Here is an 18,675-nt window from a genome sequence, read left to right as displayed (position 1 = left end):
GGTGGCAAGTCCAGTTTCGGATTGCCGCCATTTTAATTCGTTTGAACCAACTACAGTTGACCTAACCCTTTTTCAGATGATACTCAAACCATAGCCGATCTTCATAGGGTTTTAGCTTTTTCTCAAGCTCAATCCGAACGTGATTAACGCGCAGGTCAGCAGCCAAAATGATCCCACAAATAAAGAGCATCAGCAGTTCAATCGTGACTAATCCCCAATTTTGCTTAGCCGTGAACACTAACCATTCCTGCAGTGCCAAAACCACCAGCATTGCGCCATTCTTGTTCGCCAGCCAGAACCACCGGTTAATTGAATTAAGCTTCTTGGTGATGAAGGCCAACGTTTCTGGGCCCATTTTGACAGGATTTTCAATGGCCATTTTTAACGGTGTCGCATCCCGCTGAAGAAGGCGGGCAACGTACTTCGACGACCTTCCCTGCATCCGCATGGAGAAGAAGTCGCCAACCCACAGTGAGATCAGGACATACAGCGTCAAAAAATCGGTTATCTTCAAAAATATTGTCATGCCAATTGCCTCCAATGTCATATGTATTGCGTTAACGATGACCGTTAATCGCCTCAGAATGGACATTCACTCACCTAATGAAAATCATTTCGTCGCTTTCATCAAAATACGGGTCGCCCATCTGATTTCATCGATTATACAGTCGTTAACCGCTTCAAACCAGCCTTTTTTACTAATTCAGTCAGAGACCGTTTTCATGAAAACGACACCAAACGCAATGAACAGTTGATAGGGTAAATATTAAGATTCTTTAAAGATCGTTGATTCAGAGCGCAAAAAAGCGGGGACGCTAAAATTGTCCGCCGCTTTTCAGATTCTTAATAAGATTTGTCCATTTCAGGCACCATTTTTAATCAATGGAAACCCGTTGCTTATCCTCATCCTTATGATAAGCAATGCGGACAACCACAATATTAATGAGCACCAGAACGGTTGTCATTAGAAAAACGTACCGGTAGTCAAATATTCCGGCAACCCCCGATGCTAACATTGGGCCAATCACTGCCCCGACCGCTTGAGCTGACTGATTGTAACTAAAGATTCGACTAACCGCATTGGCCGGCGTTTCCAACGTCATCACCGTTTGGGTAATCGGCATCAACGCCGCGTTGGCAATTCCGATCAAGAACCGTAGAACCCCTAATAATAGGACGGTTGTGACGAAAGTCATCGGGAAGAAGACGACCGCCGAGAAAACCAATCCGGCCATCAGGATCTTCTCCGGTCCAATGTGGTCCCCTAATTTTCCGAGATAGGGGGCCGCCATAATGGTGGCAATCCCCGGCAAGGCCGCGATGACCCCACTGGTGAAGGCAATGTTCCCGTGATTATGCATCAGCTCTTTGACAAACAAACTGATAATTGGGTTGATTGACATGGTGGCTGCCATGATCAGCATGGAAGACACAATCATGGCCCCCACAACCCACTTCTTCTGAATTCCGGAAAAGGCATCACGAATGCCTAATTTGGCACTCTTCTTCACCGGCTTGAAGTCTTCCTTCACAAACAGCCAGGTGGAGATTGAGGCCAGCAGCATCATAAACCCAAACATGTAAAATGGCAGCCGGTAACCAAATACGCCGGATAAGTACCCACCAATAATCGGGCCGATCAGGTTACCGCCAACGTTTCCAGTCGTCAGCATCCCCATCACATGGCCGCTCTCTTCTTGAGGGACTTCACTGGCCATTAGCGCGTAGGCATTGTTGATGTAACCGGAAAAGGTCCCCTGAATAAACCGAATCAAAATTAGAACGAAAACGTTTGGGGACAACCCACACAAAGTGGCGCTGATTGTCATCCCAATCGAGGCTCGCAGCAGCATTGGTTTTCGACCGGTTCGATCAGCCAAGTTCCCCCACATCGGCGAGACAATCGCCTGACTGAGAAACACGCTGGAAAACGCCAAGCCGGCATATAACGTCAACTGCCATTTGGGAAAGTTCCCAAGTTCATTAATAAATAATGGTAAGAAAGGCAGCGCCATACTGGCACCGGCACCGGTGGCAAAGTTACCAAACCACAGGGCCCATAAGTTTTTCTTCCATTGAGGTGTCTTAGATTTCCCCATCATTATCCAGATCCTTACTATCATTACAAGAGTGTCGAATTAATTGCATACAAATTATTATAGCGATAAACCCTGTGGGTTGCAATTTGGATATGGAGGAATGATGAGACCTAAGTCCCAAAACTTGATAATCTTTCGCCAGTTTTATGCTGATATTTGGATTCGGTATCGTTGGTTATGGATTGGCCAATCTCGTGATGATTGTTTGGTGGCATTTTGAATCATAAACTGTCAAAACCCCACTTTTGCTCACTTATAAAGATTAATTCCGATTATAAATGAGCAAAAGTGGGGGTTTGATCGTTTAACAACGCGATTTTCACTTTTAAATGGTTATTTGGGTAAAACAACCATTTAAAAGTGAAAAAAAGACAGACCATCATTTCCGTCTGCCCTTACGAGATTATTCCTCCCCATTTTCCCGGCGATAAGCCACCAGTTCATGGGTAATTTCCTTGGTACTTGGATAAATTTGTTTATAAATGTCATGGAGTTTGCGGTACTTAGCAACGTCATTGGCTCGTGGCAAGAACACGTCCTTGAATTTCACGAAAACTTTTGTGCATTCCGACACGCTCTTAAACCAACCGAGACCCACGGCTGCCAGCATTGCGGCCCCCAGTCCGGGGCCCTGTTCATTTTTCAGCGAGACCACTTTCGTGTTAAAAATGTTGGCCTGAATCTGCTGCCAAAGCGGACTTTTAGCGCCGCCGCCAATCGAGACAACCGTGTCAAACCGGCTGCCCTTCGCCTCGTATTCGTCCATTAAATCCCGAAACGAGAAGATGATGCCTTCAAGAACGGCGCGGACAAAGTCGTGGCGCTGATGAATGCCATCGATGCCAATAAAACTGCCACGAATGTCAGCGTCGGCATACGGGGCCCGTTCGCCAACGATATAGGGCGCAAACAGTAGCCCGTTGGCCCCAACCGTCGACTGGGCCGCACTTTCCACAACGGCCGTGAAGTCTTCGTCAGCCGCAAAGGTTTTCTTAAACCAGCTCAGAGAAAAACCAGCGGCCAGGGTCACCCCCATCGAATAAAAGGCGTCGGGAATGGCGTGATCTTCATATTGAAGGACACCATTATAGTTAGTTTCCTTTTGTGGTTCATATTTTAAGATCACCCCGGAGGTCCCAATGCTCGATAGCACTTTGGTTGGGCTATCAATCCCAGCCCCGACTGCGCCGCAGGCATTGTCGGCCCCGCCACCAAACGTCACCGTCTCGGTTGACAGGCCCGAATACTGAGCATACCAGTCATCGATGTGCCCCGTATTATCAATTGATCGAACCAACGGCGGGCAGAGACTGGCCGGAATATCAAATGCATCCAGGATCTCTTGGCTCCAAACCTGCTTGTCAACGTCGAGCATCACGGTTCCAGTGGCGTCAGAATAGTCAATGGCCAGGTTCCCGGTCATTCGAAAACGCAGGTAATCTTTCGGCAGCAGCATGGTTTTGGCCTTCGCGAAAATTTCCGGCTGGTTTTCCTTGACCCACAGCAGCTTGGGCAGGGTAAAGCCCTCCAATGGTTGATTATGGGTGATTTCAATGAATCGGTCCCCCATTTTCGCCATAATTTCTTCGCGCTGCTTGGTCGAGCGGGTATCGTTCCACAACATCGCCGGGCGCAGAACTTGGTTATCCGCGTCTAGCAGCACCAGGCCGTGCATCTGGCCGGAATAACTGATGCCCTTAATCTGTTCAGGTTTTAATTGGTCATTTAAGATTAAGCGGACAATCGCCACCGTCGTTGCGCTTACCCAGTCTTCCGGATCCTGCTCGGCGTATCCGGGCTTGGGCTGGCGAAGGGGAAAGTCCATCCCCTCCTGGGCAATAATCTCACCAGTTTTGGTGACGGCTGACACCTTGACGGCGCTGGTTCCAAGATCAACGCCCAGTACACAATCAGTCATATTGAATCGCTCCTCCTCTTCGAAAAAAGGAATGGCAGGTTAGTTCCATTCCTTTTAACACATTATATCGTTTATTGATGAAAGGATGAATGGGGTCATCCCCAATCGATCACTACTTCAAAGTCTGGATGATGTAATGATTGATCGTATCCTTAATTTCTTCCAAATGATCGGAATGGGTTGCGTCCCGGAGCTGCTTTTGGGTCTTATCCAATGAGTAGGTTTCAAGGTCAGCCATGCTTGCCTTGCCAGATTCAATGTCAGCACCGATTCCTGAGTCAAATGAACTGTAACGATTCTTGACGATGTTATCAAGAACGCCGTCCTGCTTCATTGCAACGGCAACCCGGAGGCCGGCAGCAAAGCTATCCATGCCGACAATGTGACCATAGAAGAGGTCTTCCGGTTCAAATGATGACCGGCGTGGCTTGGCGTCAAAGTTCAATCCACCACGGGGGCCAATGCTGCCGTTTTCAACAACTTCAGTCATTGCGGCGGTTGTTTCGTATAGATTTGACGGATATTCGTCAATATCCCAGCCAATGAGTTTGTCACCCTGGTTAGCGTCAAGCGATCCCAACAAGCCGGCTTCACGGGCAACCCGAATTTCATGCTGATAAGTGTGCCCGGCCAAGTTGGCGTGGTTGCCTTCCAAATTCAGTTTGAAGTCCTTGTCCAACCCGTATTCCTTCATGAAGGCAATGGTCGTTGCGGCATCAAAATCGTATTGATGAGTGGTTGGCTCCTTTGGCTTTGGCTCAAGCAGCATCTGGGCATCGAAGCCAATCTCGTTGGCGTAGTCCTTTGCCATGTGGAAGAGCTTTGCGGCGTGTTCCTGTTCACGCTTCATATCCGTGTTCCAAAGTGATTCGTAGCCTTCACGACCACCCCAAAAGACATAGTTTTCAGAGCCGACGCGCTTGCCGATTTCAAGGCTGTGCTTTAATTGCGCGGCTGAGTAGGCAAAAATGTCGGCGTATGGTGACGTCCCAGCTCCGGCCACAAAGCGGGGATTCGTAAATAGGTTAGACGTATTCCAAAGAACCTTCATACCGGACGTCTTTTGATTCTCAACGATCTTATCCACAACTTTGTCTAAATTTTTGTTCGTCTCCCGAAGCGTATCCCCTTCAGGCGCCAAATCACGATCGTGGAAGCAAAGAAAATCAACGCCCAGCTTATCGTAAAATTCAAACGCTGCATCCACTTTCGCCAACGCTTGGTCCATTGGATCAGTGTACTTGTCGTATGGCCGAAGCGCAGTCCCATCACCAAATGGATCAACTAACCGCTGGTCAAAAGTGTGCCAGTAGGCAACGGCAAATCGCAGCCAGTCACGCATCTTTTTGCCGCCAATCACTTCATCGGGGTTGTAATATTGGAATCCTAACCCGGATTTTTTATCTTTAGTGCCAACGTATTTGATTTTATCAACGTTCCAATAACTCATAGAAGAAGTCCTCCAAATAATCTTTTTATTTAGTTTGTTCACACAACCAACTTACAAATATCATTTTACAACGACTTCAGATTATTGCAAGCCCTTTCAATGACTTTCTCGACTTTTTTTTGATCCCTTTTGTTTCCGTATTGAGGAGATTCACTCAAAAATATGCTATGCTAATAAGGCTGCTGTTATCGATTAGAACAACTATACTAAGAATATAAGCGAACTTGGAGGCGCGTGAGGACATGACCAAATTTAAACTGCAAGCCATTTTATTTGTATTAGTCGCATTCATGCTGGGCTGTAATGAATTCATCGTTGTTGGAATTCTGTCGGACCTATCAAAGGACTTTGCGACCCCAATCTCAACAATGGGATATTTAGTCACCATTTTCGCGACGGTTTATGCCATTAGCACGCCTTTCGTGACGATTCTGACCAGTCGTTACAGTCGCTACAAAACGCTACTAGCACTGATGCTGGTCTTTTTGATCGGCAACACCTTGAGCGGCGTTGCGACCAGCTACTGGTTCATGGTCATATCTCGGGTGATTACGGCGTTCACTGCCGGGTCGATTATTTCTCTGGTCATGACGTTTGCCAGCACCATTGCGCCGCGAAACAAACGAGCAAGCTTAGTCTCGTGGATTTTTGCCGGATTCAGCATCGCATCAGTGTTCGGCGTTCCAATCGGCGTTGCCATTTCCACCAGTTATAACTGGCGCTGGGCATTTTTCGGGATCTCTGCGATTACCATCCTCACGTTTATTTTGTTGGTGTTCCTCCTTCCGAAAAAAGTCCCACAAACTAAAAGCTCCATTAAAAATCAGCTGACGCTCCTGCTGGATTCCCGCATCTACATTGCCATTTTTCTGGTGCTATTTACCGCTGCCACGATGTACGCGTACTACACCTACATCCGGCCGCTGTTAACCACTTCAATGGGTTTCAGCGATCAGGCCCTGAACTGGCTGTTGTTCATCATCGGTATTATGAGCATTGCCAGCAACCGGCTTTCCGGAGCCATCGCTGAGAAACCCCATTCATTGCGGCAAATTCCGAAGTACTATGTCGCCGACATTGTGTTACTCCTCTTACTGCCGGTCGGCCTCATGAATCAATTTTCCGGGATGGCCATCATTTTGCTGTTAACGTTGATTGTCACCGTCCTTAACTCACCAATTCAGCTGCACTTCCTTAATACCGCTGAGGATGACTATCCCCAATCCTTAGTACTGGCTTCATCGTTGAGCTCAATTTTCTTTAACTTCGGCATTTCGCTGGGATCAGCGACTGCATCGGTCATGGTTGGCGTCGTTGGCCTCGACAAAATTAGTATTGGTGCCGCAATTTACGCAGCGGTCGCGCTTGTCTTGCTGTTTATGCTGATCAGGGCGATTAACCACCATCAAAAGCCGACGTCTCCCGTGCCTAAGATTCCTACCAGCGGCCAAGCAAGTTAGCTAAGCCGTCAATTTCGTTCATTTGCGATTGTAATAGTATAATGAAGGTTAATATTTCAAGAAGAAAAGAGCGTTCGCCAATGGATAAATTAGATCGCAAAATTCTCAACATCATTCAAGAAGACGGCCGAGCCTCAATTAAAAGCATTGCGGAGAAGTGTTTTATTTCTGCGCCATCGGCATCGGTTCGCCTGCAGCATTTGGAAGAACACGGCTTTATCAACGGGTACACGGCCAACGTCAATTATGAAAAGTTGGGCTACCTGATCAAGGCGTTTGTCCGTCTTGACGTGAGCTATAAAGAACTTCCGCGATTCGTTGAGTTCGTCTCGAAGGTCCCCAACGTGGTGGAATGTAATTACATCACCGGGGACGCTGCCGTTCAGCTGAAGGTTTTTTATAAAAACATGACCGAGCTGAACCGCTTCAACGCCTCGCTCAAAGAGTTCGGAAATACTCACACCACGGTGGCATTTACGACAAACATCGGGCCGCGACCGTTAAAACTGCCAGACGAGGATGAACCTGACTAATTGAATTTAACCAATTTAACGTTGACCCAATAAGGGGTGAAGACAAGTTGCGCACAGTCTTCATCCCTTTTTTGGTTCGCCAAATATGGCACCGTCAAAATTTTCACCGCTTGGTCACCTATGAAAAACCAAGTTTATTTTCATAGGTAGACACCAACTTTTGCCTTTCTTTCATCAAAAATTAGTTTATTTCACAAAATCATCTAACGTCTTCCCCTTGAAATGTCGGCTTTTTGCCGTTCACATGGTAGAATAACTTCAGCTTAATTAGAGGGCCTCTAATTTAAAAATTTTCATGAACGAGTTGTTGAAGTTGTCCCAATCGGTCAACTCCAAGTGAGGAGGAAGTTGTTTATGCAAAAATCAAACGTTACAGAGAACGCAGATGGAACCCGCCGTTCTCTCAGCAATCGAAATGTCCAGATGATTGCCATTGGCGGGACGATTGGGACCGGATTATTCTTAGGATCAGGAACCACCATCAGTAAAACCGGGCCGTCAATTCTATTAGTCTACTTAGTACTTGGCATCTTTTTCTTCTTGATGATGCGGGCAATCGGCGAAATGCTCTATTCAGACCCATCACAGCATACATTCGTTGCCTTTATCACCCGATATCTTGGCCCGACTGTTGGCCACTTCACCGGCTGGACCTACTGGCTGGGACTGAGTTTTTGTGCCATGGCCGAAATTACGGCCATCTCCACGTACGTCCAATTTTGGTTTCCTAACATCCCGTCGTGGGTGATTCAAGTGACCTTTCTGGGAACGTTGGCCCTGGTCAACCTGATTGCCGCTAAATTATTTGGCGAGGCTGAGTTCTGGTTCGCGCTGATTAAAATTGTCGCAATCGTCGCCCTGATCGTTACCGGGATTTTTATGATGACCAGTCACGCCGCAACGCCAGTTGGCCACGCGTCCTTCGAAAACATTTTCCATAATTTCACCATGTTTCCCCATGGTGGTCTCAGCTTTATTTCAGCTTTCCCAATGGTCTTCTTTGCCTTTCAAGGAATCGAATTCGTCAGCATCACAATTGGTGAAGCAACGACACCCCATAAGATTATCAAGAAGGCCGTTAACGAAACGTTACTTAAGATTTTGATCTTTTACTTTGGCGCCCTTATCGTCATCATGGGCATTATTCCGTGGACGCATTTGAACGCCGCAAGCAGCCCCTTTGTTCAGGTGTTTAAGCTCGCCGGTTTCCCGGCCGCCGCTGCGATCATTAACTTTGTCGTGCTGACCTCGGCCTCTTCTTCCCTGAACAGCTTTATCTTCTCAGCTGGTCGCCACCTCTATCAAATCGCCACTGAGGTTCCAGAAACCAGCTGGCTCAACCGCCACGTCGCTAAAATTTCCAAGAATGGCGTTCCAGCTGCCGCTATCGGTCTCTCCGCTCTGTTCTTGCTCATCACGCCGCTGATGAGTCTCACAAGCGCAACGGCCTCCGTCTTCACCATTGTGGCTGGCTCATCGAATGATATGTACATTATCGTGTATGCATTGGCCATGATGGCCCACCGGAAGTACCGTGAATCCAGCGACTTTCTGCCAAACGGCTTTAAGATGCCGCTGTACCAGGTAACAAGTCCCCTGACCATTGCGTTCTTCGCAATTATCTTTATAACCCTGTTCTTCATTCCGCAGGACATTATCGGAGCTGTCGGTGCCATCATTTGGACCGTCGTCTTCGGTGGGGTGACATACCTGCATCAACGGAGTTTGGTTTCGGCAAATGCGGAATAACGGTTGTTTCAAAATAGATATATAGATATATAGATATACTAAAAGAAACCACTGATCTTTAAGGGAAAGTCCCCCCAAAGATCGGTGGTTTCTTGCATGCAATCACTTCGAATTTACGAAATTAATCAACTCTAACCGTAACCGTCAGGCGTGCTCATCTGCAAAGCTCAGTGGATAGCCAACCAAATCCAGAACGTGATGGGTCGCAACCGAGCAGGCTCCCAGCAGGGTTGCCTTATCAGAATCTTGGAGTTGTGCCAATTCGATAGAGTTGGTGTTCAGCTGCTGGACCGTTTTCAATATTTGATCAAATATTTCTGGCGCCGCTTCCATCAACGGTGACCCTAAATAAATCGCATTCGTATCAAAGTACATCGCGGAATTATAAATTAGGCTGGCAATTTCCTCGATGAATTCATTAATCACGGAAACAACCACCGGATCACCCTGGCGATAGCCGTCAACAACGCTGTACCGGTTCAAATTGCAGACGCCCAGCTTCTGGTTTAGCCGGCCGATAATCGCATCCTCAGAACAGATTTGTTCGATTGGAGTGAGCTGGCCATCTTCGTTCTTAGTAAGGGTGCGGCCAACTTCACCGGCCCGCCCGTTAAAGCCGCGAAATAGTTGGTTATTTACAATAATCCCCGAGCCAATTCCTTTGTGGATACTGATAGCAATCAAATTTTTACTGTCGTAATGCATCACAAAATCACGGACGTAAACCGCCGTCAAGTTGGACTCATTTTCCAGGATGACCGGTACGTGATAGGCGGCACTGAGAAGGTTATTCAGTGAAACGCCGTCGTAATCAATGAACGGTGAATAACTGATCTTTTGCTGTTCGTCAACAATTCCATGGATCGATAAGCAGATTCCCAGCAAACCGTTTACGGAAACCACCGTCCGCACAAAGCGGTCCGCCGTTGATTGAATCAGTTCAACAATTTCATGAATGTCCTTGCCGTCAATATTGATTTCATTCCGCTCAATAACCGTGCCGTTCACGTAATTTGCCATGAAGTGAAGGTTATGAAACGAGATATCAAAGCTTAGGGTGAAACCATATTGGTCGTAAATCCGAATCTTAGTCGGCTTTCGGCCCCCGGAATGGGAAGCTTCGCCCTCGCCAACCTCTTCAACGAGCTGCTTTTCCTTTAAGTCATCGTAAATCGAAGACACCGTCGATTTATTTAACCCAAGTTCCCGCGATATGGCGGCTCGAGTTGTATATTCATTATTAAAAATTTCTTGCAGAACCAGTTTGGTGTTTGCCCGCCGCATCAAGTCCTTATTGGTAATTGCTTTCATTTTGCCAACCCTCAATCGTTCTGATAAGTCCATATTAGCACTATCATATCAGAGCCATGACCATATGAAAATAATTTGGTTGATTTTTAGTAAATTGCAAATCGTTGCTGATCATAAAATGACAAAGTGCGGTCACTTTTTTCGTTGTAAGCGATTGCATTTTAAAATCAAAGGTGTTAAAATTCGTTTCAGTTAGAAAGTTCATTCAACCAACCTACTTACAAATTGTTTGTTACTCGACTTTTTTAACAATATGAGGTGTCCATATATGCAAAATAACATCCAATCAACACCCAAAGTTCACAAAGTTTCATCGGCATTTGTTTACTTCTTCGGTGCTCTCGGTGGTCTACTCTTCGGTTACGATACCGGCGTTATCTCCGGGGCCATTTTATTCATTGAAAAACAGCTCCACCTTGATTCATGGCAGCAGGGCTGGGTCGTCAGTGCCGTTCTATTAGGGGCCATCCTTGGCTCCGCGGTGATTGGCCCAATGTCAGACCGCTATGGCCGGCGAAAACTCGTCCTATTATCAGGCATTATTTTCTTTATTGGGGCAATCGGATCAGCTTTTTCACCAGAATTTTGGACCTTAATTGTTTCCCGAATTATCTTAGGAATGGCCGTTGGGGCCGCTTCAGCCCTGATTCCAACTTACTTGGCTGAATTATCACCTGCCGACAAACGGGGATCAATGTCTAGTCTGTTCCAACTAATGGTCATGACCGGAATCTTTATCGCCTATGTGACCAACTATTCCTTCTCCGGCTTCTACACCGGCTGGCGCTGGATGCTCGGATTTGCGGCCATTCCAGCTGCCCTATTGTTCTTCGGGGCGTTGGTTCTGCCAGAAAGTCCCCGCTTCTTGGTCAAAGAAAATAAAGTGGCGGAAGCCCGCCAGATTCTGGAAATTATGAACAAACATAATACCAGCGTCGTCGACAAAGAACTCTCCGACATTAAGGAACAAGCCGCTATTAAGAGTGGTGGTTGGTCAGAATTATTTGGAAAATTAGTTCGGCCATCACTGATCATCGGGGTTGGCCTGGCAATTTTCCAACAAGTCATGGGCTGTAACACCGTTCTCTATTACGCGCCCACCATCTTCACCGACGTTGGCTTCGGTGTTTCCGCCGCATTAATCGCCCACATCGGGATCGGCATTTTTAACGTCATCGTCACAGCGGTTGCCGTAATGATCATGGATAAAATCGATCGTAAAACCATGTTAATTGGCGGCGCCATTGGCATGGGGGTCTCCTTGTTCGTCATGAGCTTCGCGATGAAGTTTTCCGGGCAAAGTCACGCCGCCGCAATTATCTGTGTGATTGCCTTGACCATCTACATCGCCTTCTTCTCCGCAACCTGGGGTCCAGTTATGTGGGTCATGATTGGTGAGGTCTTCCCACTTAACATTCGGGGCCTTGGGAATTCGTTCTCAAGTGTGATTAACTGGTCGGCCAACATGGTGGTATCGTTGACCTTCCCACCGTTGCTTGATTTCTTCGGCACTGGAAGCTTATTCATCGGTTATGGTGTCTTGTGCTTTGCCGCTATCTGGTTCGTTCACGCTAAGGTATTTGAAACGCGTAACCGATCCTTGGAAGATATCGAGGGAACCTTACGAACCCGAATGGCTGATTCTAAAGCAACTGAATCCGCAAAATAATGCGTCATTTATGAAACTTTTAAAAAGGTTGAGACAAAAATATCATTGTCTCAACCTCTTCATATTTATCCGAATTTTAGACTGTCAAAATAATTGGAGGCTCTTTGTACATGACACTTGAACAGGAACTCAAACACATGGCTAACGGCGATCTTTATTACCAAACCCCTGAATTACTTGAATTAAGATTCAAAGTAAGGGATCTGCTGTACCAATACAATCGCTTAAATTACCGTGATTTATCAGGACGAAAGCAATTACTAAGTAAAATTTTTAAGCACATCGGTCACCACTGCTTCGTCGAAATCCCCTTCCATATCGACTATGGTATCAACACAACGCTTGGAGAGAATTTTTTTGCCAATAATAATTTAACAATTCTCGATGCCGCACCCGTAACCATTGGCAACGATGTGTTGATTGCCCCAAACGTTGGCATTTACACTGCCGGCCACGCACTGGATCCACAAGTTCGGCGTAAAACCGGCGCGGAATTCGGACTTCCGGTAACCATCGGGAATAATGTGTGGCTTGGAGCCAATGTTACGGTGACTCCCGGAGTGACAATTGGAGAAAACAGCGTCATTGGTGCCGGATCGGTTGTTACCAAGGACATTCCGGCCAACGTCTTAGCTTATGGGGATCCCGCAAAAGCTATCCGAAAACTCGGACAAATTGATCATAACTTCTATCGTCAAAATCAACCAATGCCCCAGTGGGCCTTAGATATTGCAAAGGGCGACCAACCATTTCATCGGGTTTAATTTAATGATGATCAGTTATTAGTCTAAGATAACGGTGCCCTGCTTGGAGACTGAAATAACACTCAGTCTCCCTTTTGTACTGCCGCTTTCTGCTTCAATCTCATCACCGCGACCCCGCACACAACCAGAAAGAAAAGCAGGAATCCCGGGAATAATTCAATTCCCACCCAGCTTGCCAGCAGTCCAAACAACGGCGGCATGGTCGTTGTCCCAACGTATGCTGCGGCAATCTGAATTCCCATCGCAATCTGAGAATGCGCCGCGCCAAAATTATTTGGCGTCGCGTGCAGAAGTGCCGGCCAAATTGGCGCACAGCCTAAGCCAATGACAACTAAGCCGGCCATCACAAAGTGGTAGCTGCTGGTCGGGATTAATATCATCCCAATTCCAATTGCGATGATTCCCAATCCGGCATTGACCAGCCAATAATCACCAGAACGGTTAGAAATCACACCGGCTACAAAACGACCCACGGTAATGCCAATGTAGAAGAGGGCGGCAGCACGAGCAACCGTATCAACTGGTAAATGGTGAGTTTGCCGAAGAAAGGTGCTAGCCCACAACGCGGTGGTCTGTTCGATCGCAATATATGAGAAAAACGCCACCATCGCTTGAGGCATCCCCGGCATTTTAATCATCTGCCAATTTGATAATTTTTCAGTCGCCTGCGTCGTGATTCGATGGGCGGCTTCCTTTCTTTTCCAGAGGGGAAGGCTGATCAAAATGGTCACAGCAATCCCCATTTGAATCGAGCCAACAATTAAGTACCCATTATGCCACCCACCAGCGGTATTCAAGCTGGCCCCCATGATATACGGGCTGATAATCGTACCGACGCCCCAGAAGCTATTCAGCCAGTTTAACTGACGGGAATCGTAGTGCAGCGCAACAAAATTACTAGTGGCAGCGTCAATGGCCCCCGCCCCCACGCCGTAGGGAATTGCCCAGAGACAGAGAGCATAAAAACGATGGGAGAATGAAAAGCCCAACATTGCGACCGCCGTCAGTAAGATGCTTGTAAACGTCACCCACCCAGTTCCAAATTTCTGGGTAACTCGGTTCGATACCAAACTGGAAATGATCGTGTTAGCGGCAATGATCATGGTAATGAAGCCGGCATAGGACGCCGGGACATTAAGGCTCAGATGCATGTCCGGCCAACCGGATCCCAGCAGGGAGTCTGGGAGACCGAGACTAATATCGGTCAGGTAAATGACTAATAACAGGGTAATTGCCGCGACCGCAGTCCGGCTCCGATTTGTTCGGGTCATGGGAAATCCTCCAGAAATCCAATTTTAAGTGCACTTCAAACAGGTGCTTTTACGGCTTATTTGCCACGATACTGATCGAAATGTTCCCGCAGATATTTAGTGGTCAAACTTCTTGGTGTTTTAATCAAGTCTTTTGGTGAACCGACCGCAACTATCTTACCGCCCTGATCACCACCGCGCGGCCCCATATCAATCAGGTAGTCCGAGTTGGCCATCAAGTCCAGATCGTGGGTGATCATCAAAACGGTTGCCCCCTGATCAATCAATTGGGAGAACACCTTCAGTAACACGTGCACGTCCAGCGGATGCAGGCCGACCGATGGTTCATCGAAAATGAACAGCGTATTGGCCTGACTGCGGCGCATATGGGACGTTAATTTCAGACGCTGGGCTTCGCCACCTGACAGAGTCGGGGTGGCCTCGCCGAGATGCAGGTAACCGAGGCCCATCTGCTGGAGAACCCGCAGTGTTGAGCCGATTGCCGTGTCATCGCCAAACAAGTCAATCGCCTGATCGACGTCATAATCCAAAACGTCGGCGATGGACATCCCCTGCCACTTAACTTCAAGAACCTGCTTGTTAAATCGCTTGCCCCCACAGGTCGGACAGGTTTCAACCATGTCCGGCAGGTATTGAATATCCAGCGAAATTTCGCCGGTTCCGCCACAGGTTGGGCAGCCGCCCTGCTTATTATTGTAAGAAAAGTTGCTGGCGGTATACTTGCGCTTTTTAGCTTCCGGTTGAGCAGCGTACAATTTTCGTAAATAATCCATGATATTGGTGTAAGTGGCCACCGTGGAGCGGGCGTTCTTGCCCACCGGCGTGGCGTCAACGCTGACGATGTGCTTGATTCGGCCAGGTTCAAAATCGCTGATGTAGCTTGGCAGCTTGCGTTTATTGAATTGAGCTTCAAACGCGTGCAACAGACCATCCAAGACCAACGTCGTTTTCCCGGCTCCGGAAAAGCCGGTCACCGACGTCAGTCGATTAATCGGGAAGGCGGCCGAGACGTCATTTAAATTAAATCGGTGGCTAACGGTTAGTTTGACCGCACCCTTTTTAAAGACGTCCATCGGCTGCGTTTTTCGTGTCAGTAACGTGCCGCTGCCGGTTAAGAATGGGGCAATCAACGACTTCGAACTGGCCTTAATCTGGTCAGGAGTTCCCTGATCGATAATTGTGCCGCCCTTTACGCCGGAACCCGGCCCAATTTCAATGATCCAGTCTGCCGCGTTAATAATCGATGTTTCATGATCGACGACAACGACCGAATTGCCCTGATCAACTAGCTGATGGAATATCTTGATTAATCCGGAAACGTTGTCCGGATGCAGACCGACCGATGGTTCATCCAATACATACAGCACGCCGGTCGTCTGGGTTCGAAGCGTTCGTCCAAGCTGGATTCGTTGGAGTTCGCCAGTCGAAAGGGTGGCCCCCGCCCGGTCCATTGTCAGGTAATCAAGCCCTAGATCCAGGAGTGGTTGAAGCTGATTCAACAGTTCGCTGGTGAGGTTATTTGCCAAGCCCTGCATGTCGTCAGGCAGCCAAGCTTTAATTTGAGTCACAAATTCCGGTAACTTACCAAGTGGCAACTGGCTGGCCTCGGCAATGTTTTTACCTGCCACCAACTGGGTCAGCCGATCCGGATTGATTCGGGTTCCGTGACAAACGGGGCAGGTGAAGAACCGATAAAACCGATTCAGTCGTTTCAATGCCACTTCACTCTTCGTGGTGGCCATGCTGTCCTCAATGGCGTTATAGGCGTTTTCGTAAAGCGCGTGATCCATGTGGAAGACCCGGCCATTGCGGCTGGGAATATCAATGGCGTACTTGCGCTGCTTTCCATGCAAAACAATGTCTTTTTCCTTGTCCGTTAACTGGTTATAGGGCACGTCAATTCGAACGCCAGCTGCCTGGGCAACAATCGGCATGAAGTTACGGCCCGGGGTCCGCCAAGCGGCAACCGCCCCGTCGCGAATTGATTTGCTGGTATCGCCAATTAACATATTCGGATCCAGTTGTTTGGTAATTCCCAAGCCCTCACAGTTCTTGCAGGCCCCGTCGGAATTGAAGGCGAAGTCCTCGGCACTATAGGCCATGAACCGCACACCACAAGTGGGACAGGTAATCATCCCCATGTCAGCGCCGGCCTTATCCATGGCTTCCGCGATCTTAATGGTTGGCGGCACCTGATGGCCGTTGGGACATTTCGGCGACCCCAGGCGAGAATAAATCAGCCGGAGGACGTTGAAAATTTCGGTCATCGTTCCCACTGTTGATCGGGCCCCGGGCACGGTTGGTCGTTGCCGCAGCGCTAAAGCTGAGGGAATATGCCGTACTTCTTTGACATCTGCCCGGCCAACTTGACTGATCCGCCGGCGCGTGTAAGTTGCCAGGGCGTCCAAATACCGGCGCGCCCCTTCAGCGTATAAAATCCCCATCGCCAGTGAGGATTTCCCAGAGCCGGAAAGTCCCGAAACCGCCACGAATTTATGTAAAGGAATGTTGACCGAGATATTTTTAAGGTTATTAACGTTGCCCCCAATAACTTGAATCTGCTCAGGTGTTTTTGAATCTGCCATTTAAGCTGCCCCTTTCAAAAAATCATTATACTGCCATTATAATGCAGTCCCGTTTTGTCTGCTGATTGGCTTGGCAGATTGCCCAAAAACGTTATCGAGCGTAAGCTTTCTGTAAGGAGTTGAGCACAATGTTGAAAAAGGGAATCATCATGTTATCAGTTATGGCTGGCATTTCAGTCGGTGGCATCATCACAAATAAACCGGCTCATGCAAAAAATTACGCCACAATAACGAAGATCAGTACTAATCTCAAAGAATCAAGCTCTTATATGACGTTTACGGGTAAAAACGCGCTGTACACCAAAGCCGCAACCATGCAAGGGGCTAAATTAGTGAAGTCAAAAGCTCAGCTGACCCAACTTGCTGAGTCAAAACGGGGGCTGGACTCGTTTATGTGGCTGCGAACGGCAACAACCAATCGGGGAACCGTCTATTTTAAGGTCGCATCCTTCGACTACAAGATTAAGGGCTGGATCTATGCCGGCAGAACAACCAATTACCGACTCGGGCTCATTTATTACTTGGACGAACAACACAAGAATCCCGCAGGTGGGGTAGCGGATTTTCACACCATGACCGACGTCGCAATGACGTCAGAACAAAAGCAAAGCTTCTACAAACTGGCAAATCCCGGAACCGCCTCTGATGGGACCGCTAAAGTTTATTCGTTACCATTTGACGTGGCACCAATCACGGTTACTAACTTTATTAATATGCCGAACAAGAAAACGTCGACGCCCTATAAAAATGATATCTTTATCATCCAAAAGGTCGTGAAGAATACCCGCCAAGGAGACGTTTGGTATTCGGTTGACGATCTGAATAACGACATCATGGGCTACATTCGGGAAAGCGGCCTCAAAAAATTGGCAACTCCCGCGGCTGATAAGGGAATCACGGTAAACTTCGTTGATGTTGCCACCCATAAAAAGGTTGGGTCAGTGATTGTTCCGTTTGCCCCATCCAAAAAACAAAGTGGCATGGACCTCACCCAAGAATTCGGGTATTACCAAGGGCTTCCAACCGGTTATTCAGCAGACTTTGAAGATGATGATGGCTCCTATGGGTTCACGTCATCGGCTGCCAAGGATGCCCACCCCAGCGCAGCATTGAACTATTACGTTGGTAAAGCCTCAACCAATTAAGCAATCATTAGGGGCCATGATGCCTCATACCTTTGTTTACTAAGAGCTTTTATGTTGTTGCTTCACCCAGTTAATACTATAATATAGATATAATATGAGTAAGAGGTGATATTATGACGACTAAAGAAAAGAAACGGGTTCAAGTACAAGTCGACAAGGATCTAGCAGAAAATACAGAGGCGGTTTTGGGTAAGTTGGGTCTAAACTCAACAGTCGTAATCAATGCTTTATACAGTCGAATCTCTGCCACTGGCAGTCTCCCATTTGAACTAAAACTGTCGCCAAGAGAAAAAGCGAACATCGATTTAGCTGAGGCCACAAAAGATCTTCCTCGCAAACGGATTACAAATAAAGATGAGCTAGAAGCGTGGTTGTCAGATGAAGAAGAATGAAATTGCCAGTACATTTGTTTACTTTTCTGATGGTATGAGCGGAAAGCCACGACCAGTTTTAATTCTGAGCGACGATGGTGATAATGTCGAATTTTTCAAACTCACAACAAAGTTTGAAAACAAGTCTTCTAAAATTCAAAGAAAATATTTTAAGATAAATGACTGGAAAGAAGCTGGATTATATAAACCCACCTGGATAGACACCGTTCCAGTAACTAGCATCCCAAAAGGATTGGCAACATTCAAGCCAATAGGTGAGCTGAGTTTATCAGATATTCAGCGGTTAACAACCTTCCTAAACAATTTAGAGCGCAACTCATAGCGTTCAT

15 protein-coding genes are annotated in these 18,675 nt (G+C 47.4%); 8 read left to right on the top strand and 7 right to left on the bottom strand.

The window, feature by feature from the left end; translation table 11 throughout:
- Positions 1–61: 61 nt before the first annotated feature.
- The 4 genes from FD47_RS04320 to xylA form a co-directional block, all read right to left on the bottom strand.
- Positions 62–526, bottom strand: a complete 465-nt coding sequence (locus FD47_RS04320) for a hypothetical protein (protein ID WP_056980090.1) — start codon at positions 524–526, stop codon at positions 62–64.
- 349 nt (positions 527–875) lie between these two features.
- Positions 876–2,099, bottom strand: coding sequence for an MFS transporter (locus FD47_RS04315; protein ID WP_054733397.1), 1,224 nt, complete (start codon positions 2,097–2,099; stop codon positions 876–878).
- A gap of 403 nt (positions 2,100–2,502) precedes the next feature.
- Complete coding sequence (gene xylB / locus FD47_RS04310; RefSeq protein WP_056980089.1) at positions 2,503–4,017, bottom strand: xylulokinase; 1,515 nt, start codon at positions 4,015–4,017, stop codon at positions 2,503–2,505.
- A gap of 112 nt (positions 4,018–4,129) precedes the next feature.
- Entirely contained in the window at positions 4,130–5,467 is a 1,338-nt protein-coding gene (gene xylA, locus FD47_RS04305; protein ID WP_054733394.1) for a xylose isomerase, read from the bottom strand.
- A gap of 242 nt (positions 5,468–5,709) precedes the next feature.
- On the opposite strand from xylA, the gene FD47_RS04300 reads away from it, so the two are divergent.
- From FD47_RS04300 to FD47_RS04290, 3 genes are all read left to right on the top strand, one after another.
- The gene (locus tag FD47_RS04300) at positions 5,710–6,927 is read left to right on the top strand and encodes an MFS transporter (RefSeq protein ID WP_056980088.1); all 1,218 of its coding nucleotides are present in this window, start codon (positions 5,710–5,712) and stop codon (positions 6,925–6,927) included.
- 80 nt (positions 6,928–7,007) lie between these two features.
- Positions 7,008–7,460: an Lrp/AsnC family transcriptional regulator gene (locus tag FD47_RS04295; protein ID WP_040538136.1), complete on the top strand. Its 453-nt coding sequence runs from the start codon at positions 7,008–7,010 to the stop codon at positions 7,458–7,460.
- 354 nt (positions 7,461–7,814) lie between these two features.
- Complete coding sequence (locus tag FD47_RS04290; RefSeq protein WP_054733388.1) at positions 7,815–9,209, top strand: amino acid permease; 1,395 nt, start codon at positions 7,815–7,817, stop codon at positions 9,207–9,209.
- A 144-nt stretch (positions 9,210–9,353) separates the two neighbouring features.
- Here FD47_RS04290 and FD47_RS04285 read toward each other — a convergent pair whose 3' ends face one another.
- Entirely contained in the window at positions 9,354–10,520 is a 1,167-nt protein-coding gene (locus FD47_RS04285) for an ROK family transcriptional regulator (RefSeq protein ID WP_054733386.1), read from the bottom strand.
- Between the two features lie 268 nt (positions 10,521–10,788).
- Here FD47_RS04285 and FD47_RS04280 point away from each other — a divergent pair, with 268 nt between their 5' ends.
- The gene (locus FD47_RS04280; RefSeq protein ID WP_056980087.1) at positions 10,789–12,189 is read left to right on the top strand and encodes a sugar porter family MFS transporter; all 1,401 of its coding nucleotides are present in this window, start codon (positions 10,789–10,791) and stop codon (positions 12,187–12,189) included.
- A gap of 110 nt (positions 12,190–12,299) precedes the next feature.
- Entirely contained in the window at positions 12,300–12,953 is a 654-nt protein-coding gene (locus tag FD47_RS04275; protein ID WP_054733382.1) for a sugar O-acetyltransferase, read from the top strand.
- Between the two features lie 62 nt (positions 12,954–13,015).
- On the opposite strand, the gene FD47_RS04270 is transcribed toward FD47_RS04275, so the two are convergent.
- The gene (locus FD47_RS04270) at positions 13,016–14,224 is read right to left on the bottom strand and encodes an MFS transporter (RefSeq protein ID WP_082620177.1); all 1,209 of its coding nucleotides are present in this window, start codon (positions 14,222–14,224) and stop codon (positions 13,016–13,018) included.
- 56 nt (positions 14,225–14,280) lie between these two features.
- The gene (locus FD47_RS04265) at positions 14,281–16,809 is read right to left on the bottom strand and encodes an excinuclease ABC subunit UvrA (protein ID WP_056980086.1); all 2,529 of its coding nucleotides are present in this window, start codon (positions 16,807–16,809) and stop codon (positions 14,281–14,283) included.
- Positions 16,810–16,937: 128 nt separating this feature from the next.
- On the opposite strand from FD47_RS04265, the gene FD47_RS04260 reads away from it, so the two are divergent.
- The 3 genes from FD47_RS04260 to FD47_RS04250 all read left to right on the top strand — a co-directional run bounded on the left by FD47_RS04260 (position 16,938) and on the right by FD47_RS04250 (position 18,668).
- Positions 16,938–17,954, top strand: a complete 1,017-nt coding sequence (locus tag FD47_RS04260; RefSeq protein ID WP_054733379.1) for a hypothetical protein — start codon at positions 16,938–16,940, stop codon at positions 17,952–17,954.
- A gap of 113 nt (positions 17,955–18,067) precedes the next feature.
- The gene (locus FD47_RS04255) at positions 18,068–18,346 is read left to right on the top strand and encodes a type II toxin-antitoxin system RelB/DinJ family antitoxin (protein ID WP_054733376.1); all 279 of its coding nucleotides are present in this window, start codon (positions 18,068–18,070) and stop codon (positions 18,344–18,346) included.
- The gene (locus tag FD47_RS04250) at positions 18,333–18,668 is read left to right on the top strand and encodes a hypothetical protein (RefSeq protein ID WP_054733373.1); all 336 of its coding nucleotides are present in this window, start codon (positions 18,333–18,335) and stop codon (positions 18,666–18,668) included. Before FD47_RS04255 ends, FD47_RS04250 begins: the two co-directional genes overlap by 14 nt.
- Positions 18,669–18,675 lie beyond the last annotated feature (7 nt).

This window comes from Lentilactobacillus parafarraginis DSM 18390 = JCM 14109, assembly GCF_001435895.1.
Lineage (GTDB): Bacteria > Bacillota > Bacilli > Lactobacillales > Lactobacillaceae > Lentilactobacillus > Lentilactobacillus parafarraginis.
The sequence above is the reverse complement of the archived record's forward strand: the minus strand, read 5'-3'. Positions and strand labels throughout refer to the sequence as shown.